Genomic DNA, 15,504 nt, shown 5'->3' with positions numbered 1-15,504 from the left:
AGCGCGCTTGCATGCGCCTGACACTCATAAAAAATCCCAGGAGCCGCCCCGAGCATGATCCCGAAAATCCCTTCGTTCCTGAAAAAAGCCCTGCTGGCCACTGCGCTGCTCAGTGCAGGCCACGTCTACGCAGATGACGCCGTTGGCCTGGTGGTCTACAACGCCCAGCACGAAGGCCTGACCAAAACCTGGGTCGAGGGTTTTACTCAGGAAACCGGCATTCCGGTCACGCTGCGCAACGGCGATGACACCGAGATGGGCAATCAGATCGTGCAGGAAGGTGCCGCCTCACCGGCCGATGTGTTCCTGACGGAAAACTCCCCGGCCATGGTGTTGGTCGACAACGCCGGCCTGTTCGCCCCGGTCGACAAAGCCACTCAGGACCAGCTCGATCCGGCCTACCGCCCGGCTAACGGCAAATGGGTCGGCATCGCCGCCCGCTCCACGGTGTTCGTCTACAACCCGAGCAAGCTGTCGGAACAGAACCTGCCGAAATCGATCATGGACCTCGCTGACCCGAGCTGGAAAGGTCGCTGGGCCGCATCGCCAGGCGGTGCCGACTTCCAGGCGATCGTTGCCGCGATCCTGCAGCAAAAGGGCGAAGCCGCCACACTGGAATGGCTCAAGGCAATGAAAACCAACTTCACCGCATACCGTGGCAACAGCTCGGTGCTCAAGGCGGTGAATGCCGGGCAGATCGAAAGCGGCGTGATCTACCACTATTACTTCTTCGTCGATCAGTCCAAGACTGGCGAAAACAGCAAGAACACCGCCCTGCACTACTTCAAACACAAGGACCCGGGTGCCTTTGTCAGCATCTCCGGTGGCGGCATCCTGGCGTCGAGCAAGCACAAGGAACAGGCCCAGGCGTTCCTCAAGTACATTACCGGCAAAGAAGGTCAGGCTGTCCTGAAGAACGGCAAGTCGTTTGAGTACGCCGTTGGCAAGGGCGCTGAATCCAACCCTAAACTGGTTCCTTTGCAGCAGCTCGATGCGCCGACCGTCGACGCGTCGAAACTCGACAGTAAAAAAGCCGTTGAGCTGATGACACAGGCCGGACTGCTCTAATTGATGCCTGAAACCCTGCCTGCGGGTGTCGCCGAGGCGATACCCGCACATTTGCGTCGCCGTCCCCGAGGTGTCTTTTCGGGGCGTGGTGGTGTGTGGGTGATCAGCTTGTCGGTGCTGGTTTCGTTACTGGCACTGCTGCCGATTGCCTACGTCCTCGGCGTGTCGTTGCAGACCGGCTGGTCAACCGTGGTCACCCTGGTGTTCCGCCCGCGGGTCGCCGAGTTGATGATCAACACCCTGTTGCTGGTGCTGCTGACGATCCCCCTGTGCATCGTGCTGGGGGTGACGCTGGCCTGGCTGACTGAACGCACCAACCTCCCAGGACGACGCTGGTGGTCGCTGCTTGCCACCGCACCGCTGGCCGTTCCCGCATTCGTCCACAGCTATGCCTGGGTCAGTCTGGTACCGCCGATTCACGGCTTGTTTGCCGGGGTGCTGGTCTCGGTGATCGCCTACTTCCCCTTTCTGTACTTGCCGGTGGCGGCGACTTTGCGTCGGCTCGATCCGGCCATCGAAGACGTGGGCGAGTCCATGGGCCTGAAGCCCTGGGCGGTGTTTTTCCGCGTGGTGTTGCCACAACTGCGCCTGGCCATTTGCGGCGGTGCGCTGCTGGTCGGTTTGCATCTGCTGGCGGAATACGGCCTGTACGCGATGATTCGCTTCGACACCTTCACCACGGCGATCTTCGATCAGTTCAAATCGACCTTCAACGGCGCGGCTGCGCACATGCTGGCGAGCGTCCTGGCCCTGTTGTGCCTGGCGATGCTGACGGCCGAGTCGGCAGCCCGCGGTTCGGCGCGTTATGCAAGGGTCGGCTCCGGCAGTGCCCGCGAGCAACGCATTGTTCTGCTGACGCCTGCCTCGACTGTGCTGTCCCTGGGCTTGCAAATCATCACCTGCGCCCTCGCCCTCGGCGTGCCCTTGATTACCTTGGGCAAGTGGCTGATTGCCGGCGGCACGCAAGCTTGGGATCTCGGCGAGTTGTTGCCAGCACTGCAACAGACCCTGCTGCTCGGCGTGGCAGGTGCGGCGTTGACCACCTGTGCGGCGATTCCGATTGCCTGGTTGTCGATTCGTTACCCCGGTCGCATGCAGCGGGTCCTGGAAAGTTGCAACTACATCACCAGCTCCCTGCCCGGGATCATCGTCGCGTTGGCGCTGGTGACGGTCACGATCCACTTCGCCCGGCCGATTTACCAGACCACCTTCACCGTACTGCTCGCCTATTTGCTGATGTTCCTGCCCCGCGCCCTGGTCAGTTTGCGCGCCGGCATCGCCCAGGCACCGGTGGAGCTGGAAAACATTGCCCGTAGCCTCGGTCGTTCACCGAGTCAGGCGCTATGGCTGATCACCTTGCGCCTGGCCGCACCCGGTGCTGCTGCCGGGGCCGCCCTGGTGTTTCTGGCCATCACCAATGAATTGACCGCCACCCTGCTGCTCGCGCCGAACGGCACCCGCACCCTGGCCACCGGCTTCTGGGCAATGACCAGCGAAATCGACTACGCCGCCGCAGCGCCTTACGCGCTGTTGATGGTGCTGCTGTCGCTGCCGTTGACCGGACTTCTTTATCACCAATCGAAAAAAACGGCGGGTCGATGAATACGCTCGAACTGAACGCCCTCTACAAATCCTACGGTTCGCACCGCGCCCTGGACAACGTCAGCCTGTCGGTGCCCAGCGGCAGCCGCACGGTGATCGTCGGACCTTCCGGCTCCGGCAAGACCACCCTGCTGCGGATGATCGCCGGCTTCGAGTTCCCGGACTCCGGGCGCCTGTCGCTCAATGGCCAGGTACTGGTCGACAGCACCCATGAAGTCCCGGCCCACCAGCGCCTGATCGGCTATGTGCCGCAGGATGGCGCACTGTTCCCGCACATGACCATTGCCGCCAACATCGGCTTCGGCTTGTCGACCAAGGGCAGCGAAAAACAGCAGCGCATCGCCGAACTGATGGACAGCGTCTCCCTGGACGCGAAAATGGCCGAGCGCTGGCCCCATGAACTCTCCGGCGGCCAGCAACAGCGTGTTGCCCTGGCCCGCGCATTGGCGCAGCAGCCGCGCCTGATGCTGCTCGACGAGCCTTTCTCGGCCCTCGACACCGGCTTGCGTGCCGCGATGCGCAAGATGGTCGCGCGCCTGCTCGAAGATGCAGGTGTCACCACCATCCTGGTCACCCACGACCAAAGTGAGGCGCTGTCATTCGCCGACCAGTTGGCTGTGATGCGCCAAGGGCGACTGGTGCAGTCGGGCCATCCGCTGGACCTTTACCGCTACCCCGGCGATGAACAGACTGCGCTGTTCCTCGGCGATGCCGTGGTCATGCCGGCGCGTATCGAGGCTGGCTGGGCCCATTGCGATCTGGGCCGCATACCGGTCAACAATCACCGCAACAACAGCGCGGCCAACATCATGCTGCGGCCGGAGCAATTGCAACTGGTCAGCGTCCTGCCCAGCGATGCGGAAGCCGCCGGCTGCCGCGCCGTGGTCACCGATCGCGACTTCAGCGGCAACACCTGCACATTGACCGTGGAACTGCAACCATTGCCCGGCGAAAACGCCGGTCGCTCACTGCTGGTGCGCAGCTCCGGCATGTACGCGCCACCGGCCGGCAGTGCGGTTCAAGTCTCGACCATCGGCCATGCCCATGTGCTGGGTGAGGCCTGAACGCAGCGGCTCAAAGGTCGAAACGATCCACCGCCCGGCGCCGCTCGTTGTCGTCGCGCACGTCATAGTTGGCGGTGGTCTGGATGTTGCTGTGGTGGGCCAGCTTCTGCGCGATCGACAGGTCATGCTCCTCGATCACCCGCGTAATGAATGAACGGCGGAAGTCGTGGGGCATGATTTTCACACCGACCTGGGCACCGCGCTGGCGGGCGATGTAATAGATCGCATGCTTGGTGATGCGCTCGCGGGTGATGTGGCTGCCACGGCGGATACGGTTGAACAGGAACGCGTCATCCTGTTCGCCCTCCTTGAGCATCGAGCGGCGCAACTGAAGCCAGGCGTCGAGCTTCTCGAAGGCCCAGGCCGGAGCGTACTTGATCAACTGCTTGTTGCCCTTGGCAGTCACCCGCAGGCTGCGTTCGCTAAAGTCCAGCTGATTCAGGTCGAGGTTGACCGACTCGGATTTGCGCATGCCGGAACCGTACAGAATCCCGATGATCGCCGCATCCCGCAGACCTTGAGGTCGCGGGTCGGCGGCACAGACCGCCATCAGTTCCTGAATCAGGCTGCGCCGCAGGTTGCGCCCCTGGGACAACCGCGTACCGGCAATGCCCTTGACCGAGCGCATTTTCAGCAGGTGCTCCTGACTGATCAGGCTCATGCGCCAGGCCTCGTTCATCACCCCGCGTACGCCGTTGACATACAAGGACGACGTATTGGGGGCATAACCATCAGCGCGCAGGGTTGCAACCAGTGCAACCACGTCCTCCGGTTGCAGGTGATGCCAGGGAATCTCCTCAATATTGCTGTCTTCGAAACCCAGGCGGTCAGCGGCGTCTTGCAGCACGTAGCGCAGGGTCAACTGGCTGGAGGGTGCCAGCCGGGCCAGGTACATCGACAACGGGTTGGTCGTGCCCGTGGGGGCATCAGTTGCGGGTAAGTCAATCAAACGAAACGGCCTTGGTGATAACAATTCAATTAAACAACTAAGCGGTGGTTTGCCATCCATGCAAGAGAGGAAGTGTCTGTAGGGCTATTCCTGTCCGCATCGCGATAAACGGTCAAAGCCTGAACACCGGCTTAATAACCCTCAGATAAACGATTCGGCCACCGGTTTTTCATGTTCCTTTCACAAAATCGGGCATAACCTCTCACCCACTTGGCAAACCTTGATGTACATGCAACCTGCCGAGCCAGGCGAAGAAAGTCAACCCGCGCAGTTTTCGCCTCACAATCAACTAACTGATTGATTTGATGCAGATTCTGATTTAGCGTCTAAGCTGACGTTTGGATCCTATTTGTAGCCTCAAAGGCTATTTTCGATTTGAGCCCCGAGGTCCCCATGAGTCAGGCTTTTCTCCCTTTCTCCCGCCCCAGCATCGGCGACGAGGAAATTGCCGCCGTCGAGCAGGTATTGCGCTCCGGCTGGATCACTACCGGGCCAAAGAACCAGGCACTGGAAGAACAGTTCGCCGATTATGTCGGTTGCCGACATGCCGTTGCCTTGTCTTCGGCTACCGGTGGCATGCATATCACCTTATTGGCGCTGGGCATCGGTCCGGGCGACGAAGTCATCACCCCGTCGCAGACCTGGGTCTCCACCGCCAACATGATCACCTTGCTGGGCGCGACTCCGGTATTCGTCGACGTTGACCGCGACACCCTGATGACCGACGCGGCCACCATCGAAGCGGCAATCACCCCGCGGACCAAAGCCATCATCCCGGTGCATTACGCCGGCGCCGCGTTCGATCTCGACCCGCTGTACGCGCTGGCCGACAAACACGGCATTGCCGTGATCGAAGACGCCGCCCACGCTGCCGGTACGCTCTACAAGGGTCGTCACGTCGGCGCCAAGGGCACGGCGATTTTTTCGTTCCATGCGATCAAGAACATGACCTGCGCCGAAGGCGCGATGTTCGTCAGCGACGACGAGGCCCTGGCCTCCCGCGTGCGCATGCTCAAGTTCCACGGCCTGGGCGTCGATGCCTACGACCGCCTGACCCATGGCCGCAAACCGCAGGCCCAGGTGGTCGAGCCAGGTTTCAAATACAACCTGGCCGACATCAACGCCGCCATTGCCCTGGTGCAACTGGAGCGTCTGGACGAGATCAACGCCAAGCGCACGCAACTGGCCCAGACCTACCTGCAGCGCCTGGAAGGTTTGCCGGTGCAACCATTGGCCGTGCCGACCTATGCGCAACAGCACGCCTGGCACCTGTTCATCCTGCGCATCGATGCCGAACGCTGCGGACTGGATCGCGAGGCGTTCATGAAAGCCCTGCAGGAGCAGAACATCGGCACCGGCATCCATTTCATTGCCACACACCTGCACACCTACTACCGTCAGCGTTACCCCAATCTCTACCTGCCCAACACCGAATGGAATTCGGCGCGGCTGTGTTCGATCCCATTGTTCCCCGACATGACCAGCGACGATGTCGAGCGTGTCGTGGGAGCCATTGAAAACTGCATGGACAGAAGCCTTTGAAACCCTACCCAATCAACTTCGTGTCGATCGTCATTCCGGTCTACAACGAACAGGAAAGTCTCCCGGAGCTGCTGCGCCGTACCGAAGCGGCCTGCGCACAGTTGAGTCATCCTTACGAAATCGTACTGGTGGACGACGGCAGCCGTGACGACTCCGCGCAGATGCTCGAAGACGCCGCCTCTCGCGAAGGCAGCCCGATCGTGGCGGTGATCCTCAACCGCAACTACGGTCAGCACGCAGCGATCATGGCCGGTTTCGAACAGTGCAAGGGCGATGTGGTCATCACCCTGGATGCCGACCTGCAGAACCCGCCGGAAGAAATTCCGCGACTGGTGGCCGAGGCGGAAAAGGGCTATGACGTGGTCGCCACGGTGCGTAACAACCGCCAGGACTCGGCCCTGCGTCGCTGGCCATCGAAGTTGATCAACCTCGCCGTGCAGCGCTCCACAGGCGTTGCCATGAGCGACTACGGCTGCATGTTGCGCGCTTACCGCCGCACCATTGTCGATGCGATGCTGGCCTGCCGTGAGCGCAGCACCTTCATTCCGATCCTGGCCAACAGCTTTGCCCGCCACACCACGGAAATCCTCGTGACCCACGCCGAGCGTGAACACGGCGATTCCAAGTACAGCCCGATGCGTCTGGTCAACCTGATGTTTGACTTGATCACCTGCATGACCACCACGCCGTTGCGCTTGCTGAGCATTGTCGGTTTCGCCATGGCCGGACTCGGTGTGCTGTTCGCCGTTGCCCTGGTCCTGCTGCGCCTGGTGTTCGGCGCCCATTGGGCCGGCGGCGGCACCTTCGTGCTGTTCGCCGTGCTGTTCGTGTTCACCGGTGGCCAGTTCATCGGCATGGGCCTGTTGGGTGAATACCTGGGCCGCATGTACAGCGACGTGCGCGCACGTCCGCGCTTCTTTATTGAAAAGGTGCTGCGTAGCCAGCCCACCACTCCTGCTCCCGTTGTCACTGTCGACGGCCTAACTTCCACTCCTTCTGATCAGGTTCCTTCATGAGCGCAAAAGCTGTTGTCTTCGCCTACCACGATATTGGCTGTGCCGGCATCGAATCCCTGCTGACCGCCGGTTATGAAATCGCTGCGGTGTTCACCCACGCCGATGATCCGAAAGAGAACGCCTTCTATGGCTCGGTTGCGCAACTGTGCGCGCGCCACGGCATTGCCGTGCATGCGCCGGAAGACGCCAACCACCCGCTGTGGATCGAGCGTATCGCCAAGCTCGACCCGGACTACATTTTCTCCTTCTACTACCGCAACCTGCTCAGCGAGCCGCTGTTGGCCACTGCCCGCAAAGGCGCGTTCAACCTGCACGGTTCGCTGCTGCCACGCTACCGTGGTCGCGCACCGGCCAACTGGGTGCTGGTCAACGGCGAAACCGAAACCGGCGTGACCCTGCACCGCATGGTCAAGCGTGCCGACGCCGGCGCCATCCTGGCCCAGCAGAAAGTCGCCATCGAGCGCAGTGATACCGCCCTGAGCCTGCATGGCAAATTGCGTTCGGCTGCCTCCGACCTGCTGCGCGACACCCTGCCTGCCCTGCTGCAAGGCAAGGTCAGCGAAACCGCGCAAGACGAATCGAAGGCCACCGTGTTCGGTCGTCGCACCCCGGCGGACGGCAAACTGGTCTGGGCCAAACCGGCCGAGCAACTGTTCAACCTGGTCCGTGCCGTGACCCAGCCTTACCCGGGCGCGTTCTGCGCCGTGGGCGAGCACAAGCTGATTGTCTGGAGCGCTGAAGTCGCCAAGGGCAACGAAGGTCTGGCACCTGGCCGTGTGATCAGCGTCGACCCGCTGCGCATTGCCTGCGGTGAGGACTCGCTGATCATCAACGCCGGCCAGCGCAACGACAACGGCCTGTACCTGAGCGGCCCACAACTGGCCAACGAGCTGGGCCTGGTGGACGGTTCCGTGCTGCGCGGTGCCGAGTCCGGCCGTGCACCACGCCGCACCCGCGTGCTGATCCTCGGCGTCAACGGCTTCATCGGCAACCACCTGTCCGAGCGTCTGCTGCGTGACGACCGCTACGAAGTGTACGGCCTGGACATCGGTTCGGACGCCATCGAGCGCCTGCGCAGCCACCCGAACTTCCACTTCGTCGAAGGCGACATCAGCATCCACTCCGAGTGGATCGAGTACCACATCAAGAAGTGCGACGTGGTCCTGCCGCTGGTGGCCATCGCCACGCCAATCGAGTACACCCGCAACCCGCTGCGCGTATTCGAACTGGACTTCGAAGAAAACCTGAAACTGGTTCGCTACTGCGTCAAGTACAACAAGCGCGTGATCTTCCCGTCGACGTCGGAAGTCTATGGCATGTGCCAGGACAACAACTTCGACGAAGACAACTCCAACCTGATCGTCGGTCCGATCAACAAGCAGCGCTGGATCTACTCGGTGTCCAAGCAACTGCTTGACCGCGTGATCTGGGCCTACGGCCAGAAAGGCCTGAACTTCACGCTGTTCCGTCCGTTCAACTGGATGGGTCCACGTCTGGACCGTCTGGACTCGGCCCGTATCGGCAGCTCCCGCGCCATTACCCAGCTGATCCTGAACCTGGTGGAAGGTACGCCTATTCGCCTGTTCGACGGTGGCGAGCAAAAACGTTGCTTCACCGACATCGCCGACGGTGTTGAAGCCCTGGCGCGGATCATCGACAACGATAACGATGTCTGCAACGGCCAGATCATCAACATCGGCAACCCGGAAAACGAAGCCAGCATCCGTCAACTGGGCGAAGAGCTGCTGCGTCAGTTCGAAGCTCACCCGCTGCGCGCCAACTTCCCTCCGTTCGCCGGTTTCCGCGACATCGAGAGCAAGGCGTTCTACGGCACCGGCTATCAGGACGTGTCGCACCGCAAGCCAAGCATCGCCAACGCCAAGCGCCTGCTGAACTGGGAACCGACGGTGGAAATGCGCGAAACCATCGGCAACACCCTGGACTTCTTCTTGCGTGAAGCCATGCTCGAAATCGCGGACAAGCGTTGATGCAGGCAGGACTCCGGATCGATGTCGATACCTACCGAGGCACCCGTGAAGGGGTGCCCCGGCTCCTGGAAATCCTTGATGAAGCACAGGTCAAGGCGACGTTTTTCTTCAGTGTCGGACCGGACAACATGGGGCGCCATTTATGGCGCCTCATCCGTCCTCAGTTCCTCTGGAAAATGCTCCGTTCCAATGCCGCAGGCCTGTATGGCTGGGACATTCTGCTGGCCGGCACCGCCTGGCCGGGCAAGTTGATCGGGCGTGACCTGGGGCACTTGATGCGTCAGGCCCGGGATGCCGGGCACGAAGTCGGCCTGCACACCTGGGATCACCATGGCTGGCAAGCCAATGCCGGACGCTGGAGCGATGCTCAACTGATCGAACAGATCCGCAAGGGTGTCGACACCCTCAGCGACATTCTCGGTGAGAAAGTCGAGTGTTCCGCTGTGGCAGGCTGGCGTGCCGACGAGCGCGTGATCGAGGCCAAACAAGGTTTCGGCTTCCGCTACAACAGCGATTGCCGTGGCCAGAGCCTGTTTCAACCGCGATTGGCCAACGGTCAAGCGGGTGCACCGCAGATTCCGGTGGATTTGCCGACCTTCGATGAAGTGGTCGGGCCGACTGTCGCCGCCAAAGACTTCAACAGCTTCATCCTGAACCGGTTTGCGCCGGAAAAACTCAACGTCTACACGATCCATGCCGAAGTAGAAGGGATTCTGATGGCCAATGATTTCCGCCAACTGCTGAGCGAAGCGCGTCAGCGTGGCATCCATTTCCAACCCTTGGGCGACTTGCTCCCCGAGTCACCTGGCAGTTTGCCGATGGGCCGTGTCGTGCGCGGTGCGCTCGAAGGCCGTGAAGGCTGGCTGGGAGTACAAGGGGCATGAGCAAACGCTGGGCATTGCCGTTCCTCCTTGCGCTGATGGCGCTGGCCTACCTGCTGCCGCTGGGCAGTCACGGTCTGTGGATTCCCGATGAAACCCGTTACGCCCAGATCAGCCAGGGCATGCTGCTGAGCGGCGATTGGGCGTCACCGCATTTCATGGGTATCCGCTACTTCGAAAAACCGGCGGCGGGTTACTGGATGATCGCCCTCGGCCAGGCGCTGTTTGGGCAGAACCTGTTCGGCGTTCGTTTTGCCTCGGCCTTGAGCACCATGCTCAGCGTATTGCTGTGCTATCTCGTCGCCCGGCGCATGTGGAACGAGCCGCGCAAGAGCTTCGTCTGCGCGATGCTGTACATGAGCTTCACGGTGATTGCCGGTTCCGCCGGTTATGCCAACCTCGATCCGCAGTTCACCTTTTGGGTCAACTTGAGCCTGGTGGCCCTGTGGTTTGCCCTCGACAGCACTGCTCGCGGCCAACGCCTGACGGGCTGGGCGGTGCTGGGCCTGGCCTGTGGCATGGGTTTCATGACCAAGGGCTTCCTCGCCTGGCTGCTGCCGGTGCTGATCGCCCTGCCGTGGATGCTCTGGCAAAAACGCTGGCGCGAACTGCTGGTGTATGGCCCGGTTGCGATTGTCGTGGCCGTTGCGGTGAGCCTGCCGTGGGTCCTGGCGGTGCACAGCCATGAACCGGATTACTGGCGTTTCTTCTTTTGGCACGAACATATCCGTCGTTTTGCCGGGGACGATGCACAACATGATGCGCCGTGGTGGTATTACCTGCCGTTGCTGGTGGCGTTCAGCATGCCATGGGTGGCGATGCTGCCGCCGGCACTCAAGCAAGCCTGGCAGACCCGTCGCCAGTCCAATGTCGCTTTCCTGCTGCTGTGGCTGTGCATGCCACTGTTCTTCTTCAGCCTGAGCAAAGGCAAGCTGCCGGCCTACATTCTGCCGTGCCTGTTGCCGCTGGCGCTGTTGCTCGGTCACGCGCTGGCCGACCGCCTGAAGCTGGAACAGGGTCGTGTTCTGGGCATCAACGGCCTGCTTAACCTGGCGCTCGGGGTAATCACCCTCATTGCACTGGTTTACCTGCAACTGAAAAAACCGGTCTATGACCATGAGCTGCACAACCTGGTGCTGGTGTTCATCGCGCTGATCGGCTGGATCATGGCCAACCTGTTGCAGGCGTTCCGCCCTTTGCAATGCTGGGCCGCGCCAGCCTTCGGCAGCCTGTTGTTCATTGGCCTGGTGCCGGCCGGCCTGCCCAACTCGGTGGTCGCCAACAAAATGCCTGACCAGTTCATCCTCGACCACGCGCAGGAACTTGGCCAAACCGGCAAGTTGCTGAGCAACGACCTGGGTGCCGCGTCTGCGCTGTCGTGGCGTTTGAAGCGACCTGAGGTGGCTTTTTACAACACCATTGGCGAATTGAAATATGGCCTTGCCTATCCTGATTCGCTCAAGCAGCGCATCGATCCGGATCAGATCCAGCAGTGGATGCAGGACGCCCGCCAGCAAGGCTCGGTGGGTGTGGTCATGCGCGTCAAGGGTGACGACGAACTGCACGAACTTGAGCAATTGCCCAAAGACGGCAAGCGCTACGAACAAGGCAATCTGGTGATTCTGATCATCCCTCAGGCGGCACCATGAGCCTGCTATTGCTCCTGGTTGCCTGCCTGCTGACCTGCATGGGCCAGATCGCCCAGAAGTACGCTGTTGAAAGCTGGCGCGACCAACCATCGGGCTGGGCGGACAAGCTACGTTCGCCCTGGTTGTGGCTGGCACTGGCGTGCCTGGGCATGGGCCTGCTGGTGTGGTTGCTGGTACTGCAGCGCCTGGAAGTCGGCGTCGCCTACCCGATGCTGAGTTTGAACTTCGTGCTGATCACCCTGGTAGCGCGCTTTGTATTCCACGAAACCATCGACCGGCGCCACTGGTTCGGCGTCGCGCTGGTGATCGGTGGTGTGGCTTTGCTGGGGCAGCACGCATGAACGTACGGCGTGGAATCTGCTTTGCCCTGGGCAGCGTCGGACTGGTCAGCGCCGCCCAACTGGGCATGCGCTGGAGCATGAGTCACCTGCCGTCTCCTGAGCAATGGCTCACAGCCCCCATCGACCTGGGCGCCGTGGCGGTGGTTTTCGCCGCAATCCTGGCTTACGCCATGTCGATGCTCTGCTGGCTGTTCGCCCTGCGCGATCTGCCATTGGGCCGGGCCTACTCGCTGTTGAGCATCAGCTACGCGCTGGTGTACCTGCTGGCCGCGAGCCTGCCGGTGTTCAACGAAGCCTTCAGTCTTTCCAAAAGCCTTGGGGTGGCACTGGTCATCCTCGGCGTTATCACCATCAATTCTCGATCTGCTCGTGCGCCCGAATTAAGGAGTGCTCCATGAAAATCAGTGTGTTTGGTAGTGGTTATGTAGGCCTGGTGCAGGCCGCGGTGCTGGCAGAAGTGGGCCACGACGTGGTGTGCATGGACGTCGACGAGAAAAAAGTGGAACTGCTCAAGCAGGGCCACGTGAGTATTTTCGAGCCTGGACTGGCCAGCCTGGTACGTGAAGGCCTGGACAGCAAGCGCCTGAGTTTCACCAGCGATGAAAAATTCGCGGTGCAGCATGGCGAGGTGCTGTTCATTGCCGTCGGCACCCCGTCGCGGGACGATGGTTCGGCAGACTTGCGTTATGTGATGTCGGTAGGCGACGCGGTGGCCCGTCACCGTGAGGAACCGGCGATCCTGGTGGAAAAATCCACCGTCCCGGTCGGCACCGGTGACGCCCTGCGCGCGCACATCGACAAGTGCCTGCTGGCGGCCGGCCGCCAGCTGCAGTTCGATATCGTCTCCAACCCCGAATTCCTCAAGGAAGGCTCGGCCGTTTCCGACTGCCGCCGTCCGGACCGGATCGTGGTCGGTTGCGAGCGTGAGGAAGTGCGCGACGTCATGCGCGACCTGTACGCCCCGTTCAACCGCAACCATGATCGCATCATGTTCATGGACCTGCGCAGTGCCGAGCTGACCAAGTACGCCGCCAACTGCATGCTGGCGACCAAGATCAGCTTCATCAACCAGATCGCCGAACTGGCCGAACACCTGGGCGCCGACATCGAATCGGTGCGCCTGGGCATCGGTGCCGACTCGCGTATCGGCTACCACTTCATCTACCCGGGCTGCGGCTACGGTGGTTCGTGTTTCCCCAAGGACATGCGCGCCCTGATCCACAGCGCTGAAGAAGCCCACTGTTCCAGCGACTTGCTGCAAGCCGTCGAGGCCATCAACGAGCGGCAGAAACACAAGCTGTTCGAACGCATCAAGGCGTTCTACAAAGGTGACCTGCGCGGCAAGACCTTCGCTTTGTGGGGCCTGGCCTTCAAACCGAACACCGATGACATGCGCGATGCCCCAAGCCGCGTGCTGCTTGAATCGCTGTTTGCCGCAGGCGCCAACGTACGGGCGTACGACCCAGAGGCGATGCAGGAAACCCAAAAACTCTACCCCAATGAGTCGAAGCTGATGCTCATGGGCACGCCGGAATCGGTGCTGACCGAAGCTGACGCGCTGATCATCTGCACCGAATGGCAACAGTTCAAGGCACCGGACTTCGACCTGCTGCAACAACGCTTGAAGGCCCCGGTGATTTTCGACGGGCGCAACCTGTTCGATGCCGATCGCCTGGCACGTAGCGGTTTCACCTACTTCCCGATGGGCCGCGGTGAATCGAGCAAGTTGCCGATTCCGTACCAGCAATGGTCCAGCGACGCAGTGGTGGCCTGACATCATGGCCCCTCGCATCCGTCATCAGTCCCTCGCGCTGGGGTTGTTGGCGCTCTTGTTGTTTTGCGCAGGGGTCTATCACCAGGCGGCGATCGGTTTCGACTCGCGTTTCGTGCTGTTCGCCCAGGAAATGCTGCGCAATGGCCCGTCGTTTTTCCCCACGACCTACGGCGAGCCCTACGCAGATTATTCCGGGCTTTCCACACTGTTCATCTGGGTGCTCTCGCTACCGTTCGGCCAGGTCTCCAGCCTGACCGCCTGGTTGCCGAGCGCCATCGCCGCAGCGGTCATCGTTACCTTGATGTACCGCCTGCTGGCGCCCTACTCCACACGCTGGGCGTTGCTGAGCATCGCCTTGCTGCTGCTGACCAATACCTTCATCACTGAAACCCGCGCCGTCTCGCTGGACCTGATGCTCGCCGCCGTGACCTTCGCCGTGTTTTACCTGGGCTACGCTGCCGACCATTTCGCCGCGCGGCGTCGCTGGGTGATGATCTTCGCCCTGCTGGTACTCGGTTTCTGGATTCGGGGACCTATCGGCCTGGTGATTCCTACGGGAGTACTTTGCAGCTATCTACTGATAGAGCTTCAGTGGCGCCGCCTGTTGGTCTTTGGCCTGTTGGCTTCGGCGTTGCTGGCCGGATGCATCGGGCTGATGTTGTGGCTGGCGGATGTCAGTGGCGGGCCGGGATTCCTGCAGGACGTGATTCGCATGCAGTTCATGGGACGCATGGATGGCAGCGAAGGCAGCGGTGATTTGCTGTATTACTTCACCAGTTCAGTGGGCAACTATGCGTTGGCCTGGCCGCTGGCCGTGTTGGCATTAATTGCCATGGCCTTGAGCCGCCCTCGGGATACCGGACCGGCATCGCGCTTGGTGATGTATTGCGTGGCCGCAGGTCTCATCGTGATGATCGGCCTGTCCATTCCCCAGGCGAAGAAAGCCCGCTACGTACTGCCCATGTTGCCGATGGCGGCAATTGTCGCGGCCTATCCATTCCAGGCCGCTGAAGGTCGCCTGTTCGCCTGGCTGCGGGGATTGATACAGGCCCTGTGCCTGCTGATTCCCGGCTCGCTGATGGTCGGTTTGCTGGTGCTGCGCCACAAATTCCCTGATGAAGTGACACACCTCCCTTCCCTTTTCGTCATCCTCAGCCTGCTGCAAGCGGCTGCCCTGACGGTGTTGCTCCAGCCGCGCTGGCGTGACTGGCGGGCGCAGGTGCTGGCCGCTTGTGCAGTGCTCGCGCTGTGGTCGTTTTATATTTTGCAGTTCGAACCCGTTCAACGCGAACTGTACGATACCCGGACCTTCAGCCAGGCGGCGTTCGAACTTATCGAGAAAGAGCCCGCGCCACTGGTGATGCACCAGATGGGTAAGGACGCCAAGGCCATCAAGTTCATGGTCAACATCAAGCAGGACCTGAAACCGGTATTCACCTACGACACTCTGCAACTGGAGAACCTCAAGGGGCCGGCCTGGTTGATGATGGACCGCAACGTCTACGACGCCCTGCAAGGCACCGCATTCGGCGCCTTGCCACCGGTGCTGAGCGGTCGTTTCGACAAGAATGATTTTGTACTGCTGCACCTGAAACAGGGCTCATGACCACTGCTGTGAATGTCAGGCTGC

13 protein-coding genes are annotated in these 15,504 nt (G+C 61.2%); 12 read left to right on the top strand and 1 reads right to left on the bottom strand.

All coding sequences use genetic code 11. The annotated features are described in order from the left end of the window. Window positions 1-54: 54 nt before the first annotated feature. Genes EIY72_RS12420 through EIY72_RS12410 form a run of 3 tightly spaced genes read left to right on the top strand, consistent with a single transcriptional unit; the run spans window position 55 to window position 3,734 of the window. Entirely contained in the window at window positions 55-1,068 is a 1,014-nt protein-coding gene (locus EIY72_RS12420; RefSeq protein WP_093221450.1) for an iron ABC transporter substrate-binding protein, read from the top strand. A 3-nt stretch (window positions 1,069-1,071) separates the two neighbouring features. After that, entirely contained in the window at window positions 1,072-2,670 is a 1,599-nt protein-coding gene (locus EIY72_RS12415; RefSeq protein WP_093230544.1) for an ABC transporter permease, read from the top strand. After that, a complete protein-coding gene (locus tag EIY72_RS12410) occupies window positions 2,667-3,734 on the top strand; it encodes an ABC transporter ATP-binding protein (protein WP_093221456.1) in 1,068 nt (355 codons plus the stop codon). Before EIY72_RS12415 ends, EIY72_RS12410 begins: the two co-directional genes overlap by 4 nt. Window positions 3,735-3,744: 10 nt before the next feature. Here the strand turns inward: EIY72_RS12410 and EIY72_RS12405 are convergent, their stop codons facing one another. Next, window positions 3,745-4,629 (bottom strand): site-specific integrase, encoded by an 885-nt coding sequence (locus EIY72_RS12405; RefSeq protein WP_093221460.1) that lies wholly within the window; start codon window positions 4,627-4,629, stop codon window positions 3,745-3,747. A 447-nt stretch (window positions 4,630-5,076) separates the two neighbouring features. Here EIY72_RS12405 and arnB point away from each other — a divergent pair, with 447 nt between their 5' ends. Genes arnB through EIY72_RS12360 form a run of 9 tightly spaced genes read left to right on the top strand, consistent with a single transcriptional unit; the run spans window position 5,077 to window position 15,480 of the window. Next, window positions 5,077-6,225, top strand: a complete 1,149-nt coding sequence (gene arnB / locus EIY72_RS12400; protein ID WP_093221464.1) for a UDP-4-amino-4-deoxy-L-arabinose aminotransferase — start codon at window positions 5,077-5,079, stop codon at window positions 6,223-6,225. Further along, window positions 6,222-7,241, top strand: a complete 1,020-nt coding sequence (gene arnC, locus EIY72_RS12395) for an undecaprenyl-phosphate 4-deoxy-4-formamido-L-arabinose transferase (protein WP_093221469.1) — start codon at window positions 6,222-6,224, stop codon at window positions 7,239-7,241. The genes arnB and arnC overlap by 4 nt, the downstream gene beginning before the upstream one ends. Continuing rightward, window positions 7,238-9,229, top strand: a complete 1,992-nt coding sequence (gene arnA, locus EIY72_RS12390; RefSeq protein WP_093221474.1) for a bifunctional UDP-4-amino-4-deoxy-L-arabinose formyltransferase/UDP-glucuronic acid oxidase ArnA — start codon at window positions 7,238-7,240, stop codon at window positions 9,227-9,229. The genes arnC and arnA overlap by 4 nt, the downstream gene beginning before the upstream one ends. Beyond that, on the top strand, window positions 9,229-10,113 hold the full coding sequence (gene arnD / locus EIY72_RS12385; RefSeq protein ID WP_093221479.1) for a 4-deoxy-4-formamido-L-arabinose-phosphoundecaprenol deformylase: 885 nt from the start codon (window positions 9,229-9,231) through the stop codon (window positions 10,111-10,113). Before arnA ends, arnD begins: the two co-directional genes overlap by 1 nt. Then, complete coding sequence (gene arnT, locus EIY72_RS12380; protein ID WP_093221484.1) at window positions 10,110-11,759, top strand: lipid IV(A) 4-amino-4-deoxy-L-arabinosyltransferase; 1,650 nt, start codon at window positions 10,110-10,112, stop codon at window positions 11,757-11,759. The genes arnD and arnT overlap by 4 nt, the downstream gene beginning before the upstream one ends. Then, entirely contained in the window at window positions 11,756-12,100 is a 345-nt protein-coding gene (gene arnE, locus EIY72_RS12375) for a 4-amino-4-deoxy-L-arabinose-phosphoundecaprenol flippase subunit ArnE (RefSeq protein ID WP_093221488.1), read from the top strand. The genes arnT and arnE overlap by 4 nt, the downstream gene beginning before the upstream one ends. Continuing rightward, complete coding sequence (arnF, locus tag EIY72_RS12370) at window positions 12,097-12,498, top strand: 4-amino-4-deoxy-L-arabinose-phosphoundecaprenol flippase subunit ArnF (protein WP_093221493.1); 402 nt, start codon at window positions 12,097-12,099, stop codon at window positions 12,496-12,498. The genes arnE and arnF overlap by 4 nt, the downstream gene beginning before the upstream one ends. Then, window positions 12,495-13,874, top strand: coding sequence for a UDP-glucose dehydrogenase family protein (locus tag EIY72_RS12365; protein WP_093221498.1), 1,380 nt, complete (start codon window positions 12,495-12,497; stop codon window positions 13,872-13,874). The genes arnF and EIY72_RS12365 overlap by 4 nt, the downstream gene beginning before the upstream one ends. Window positions 13,875-13,878: 4 nt before the next feature. Beyond that, a complete protein-coding gene (locus EIY72_RS12360; protein WP_093221504.1) occupies window positions 13,879-15,480 on the top strand; it encodes an ArnT family glycosyltransferase in 1,602 nt (533 codons plus the stop codon). The last annotated feature ends 24 nt before the right edge of the window (window positions 15,481-15,504 follow it).

Source organism: Pseudomonas vancouverensis (genome assembly GCF_004348895.1).
Classification (GTDB): domain Bacteria; phylum Pseudomonadota; class Gammaproteobacteria; order Pseudomonadales; family Pseudomonadaceae; genus Aquipseudomonas; species Aquipseudomonas vancouverensis.
This window is presented reverse-complemented; position numbering and strand designations above follow the sequence as displayed.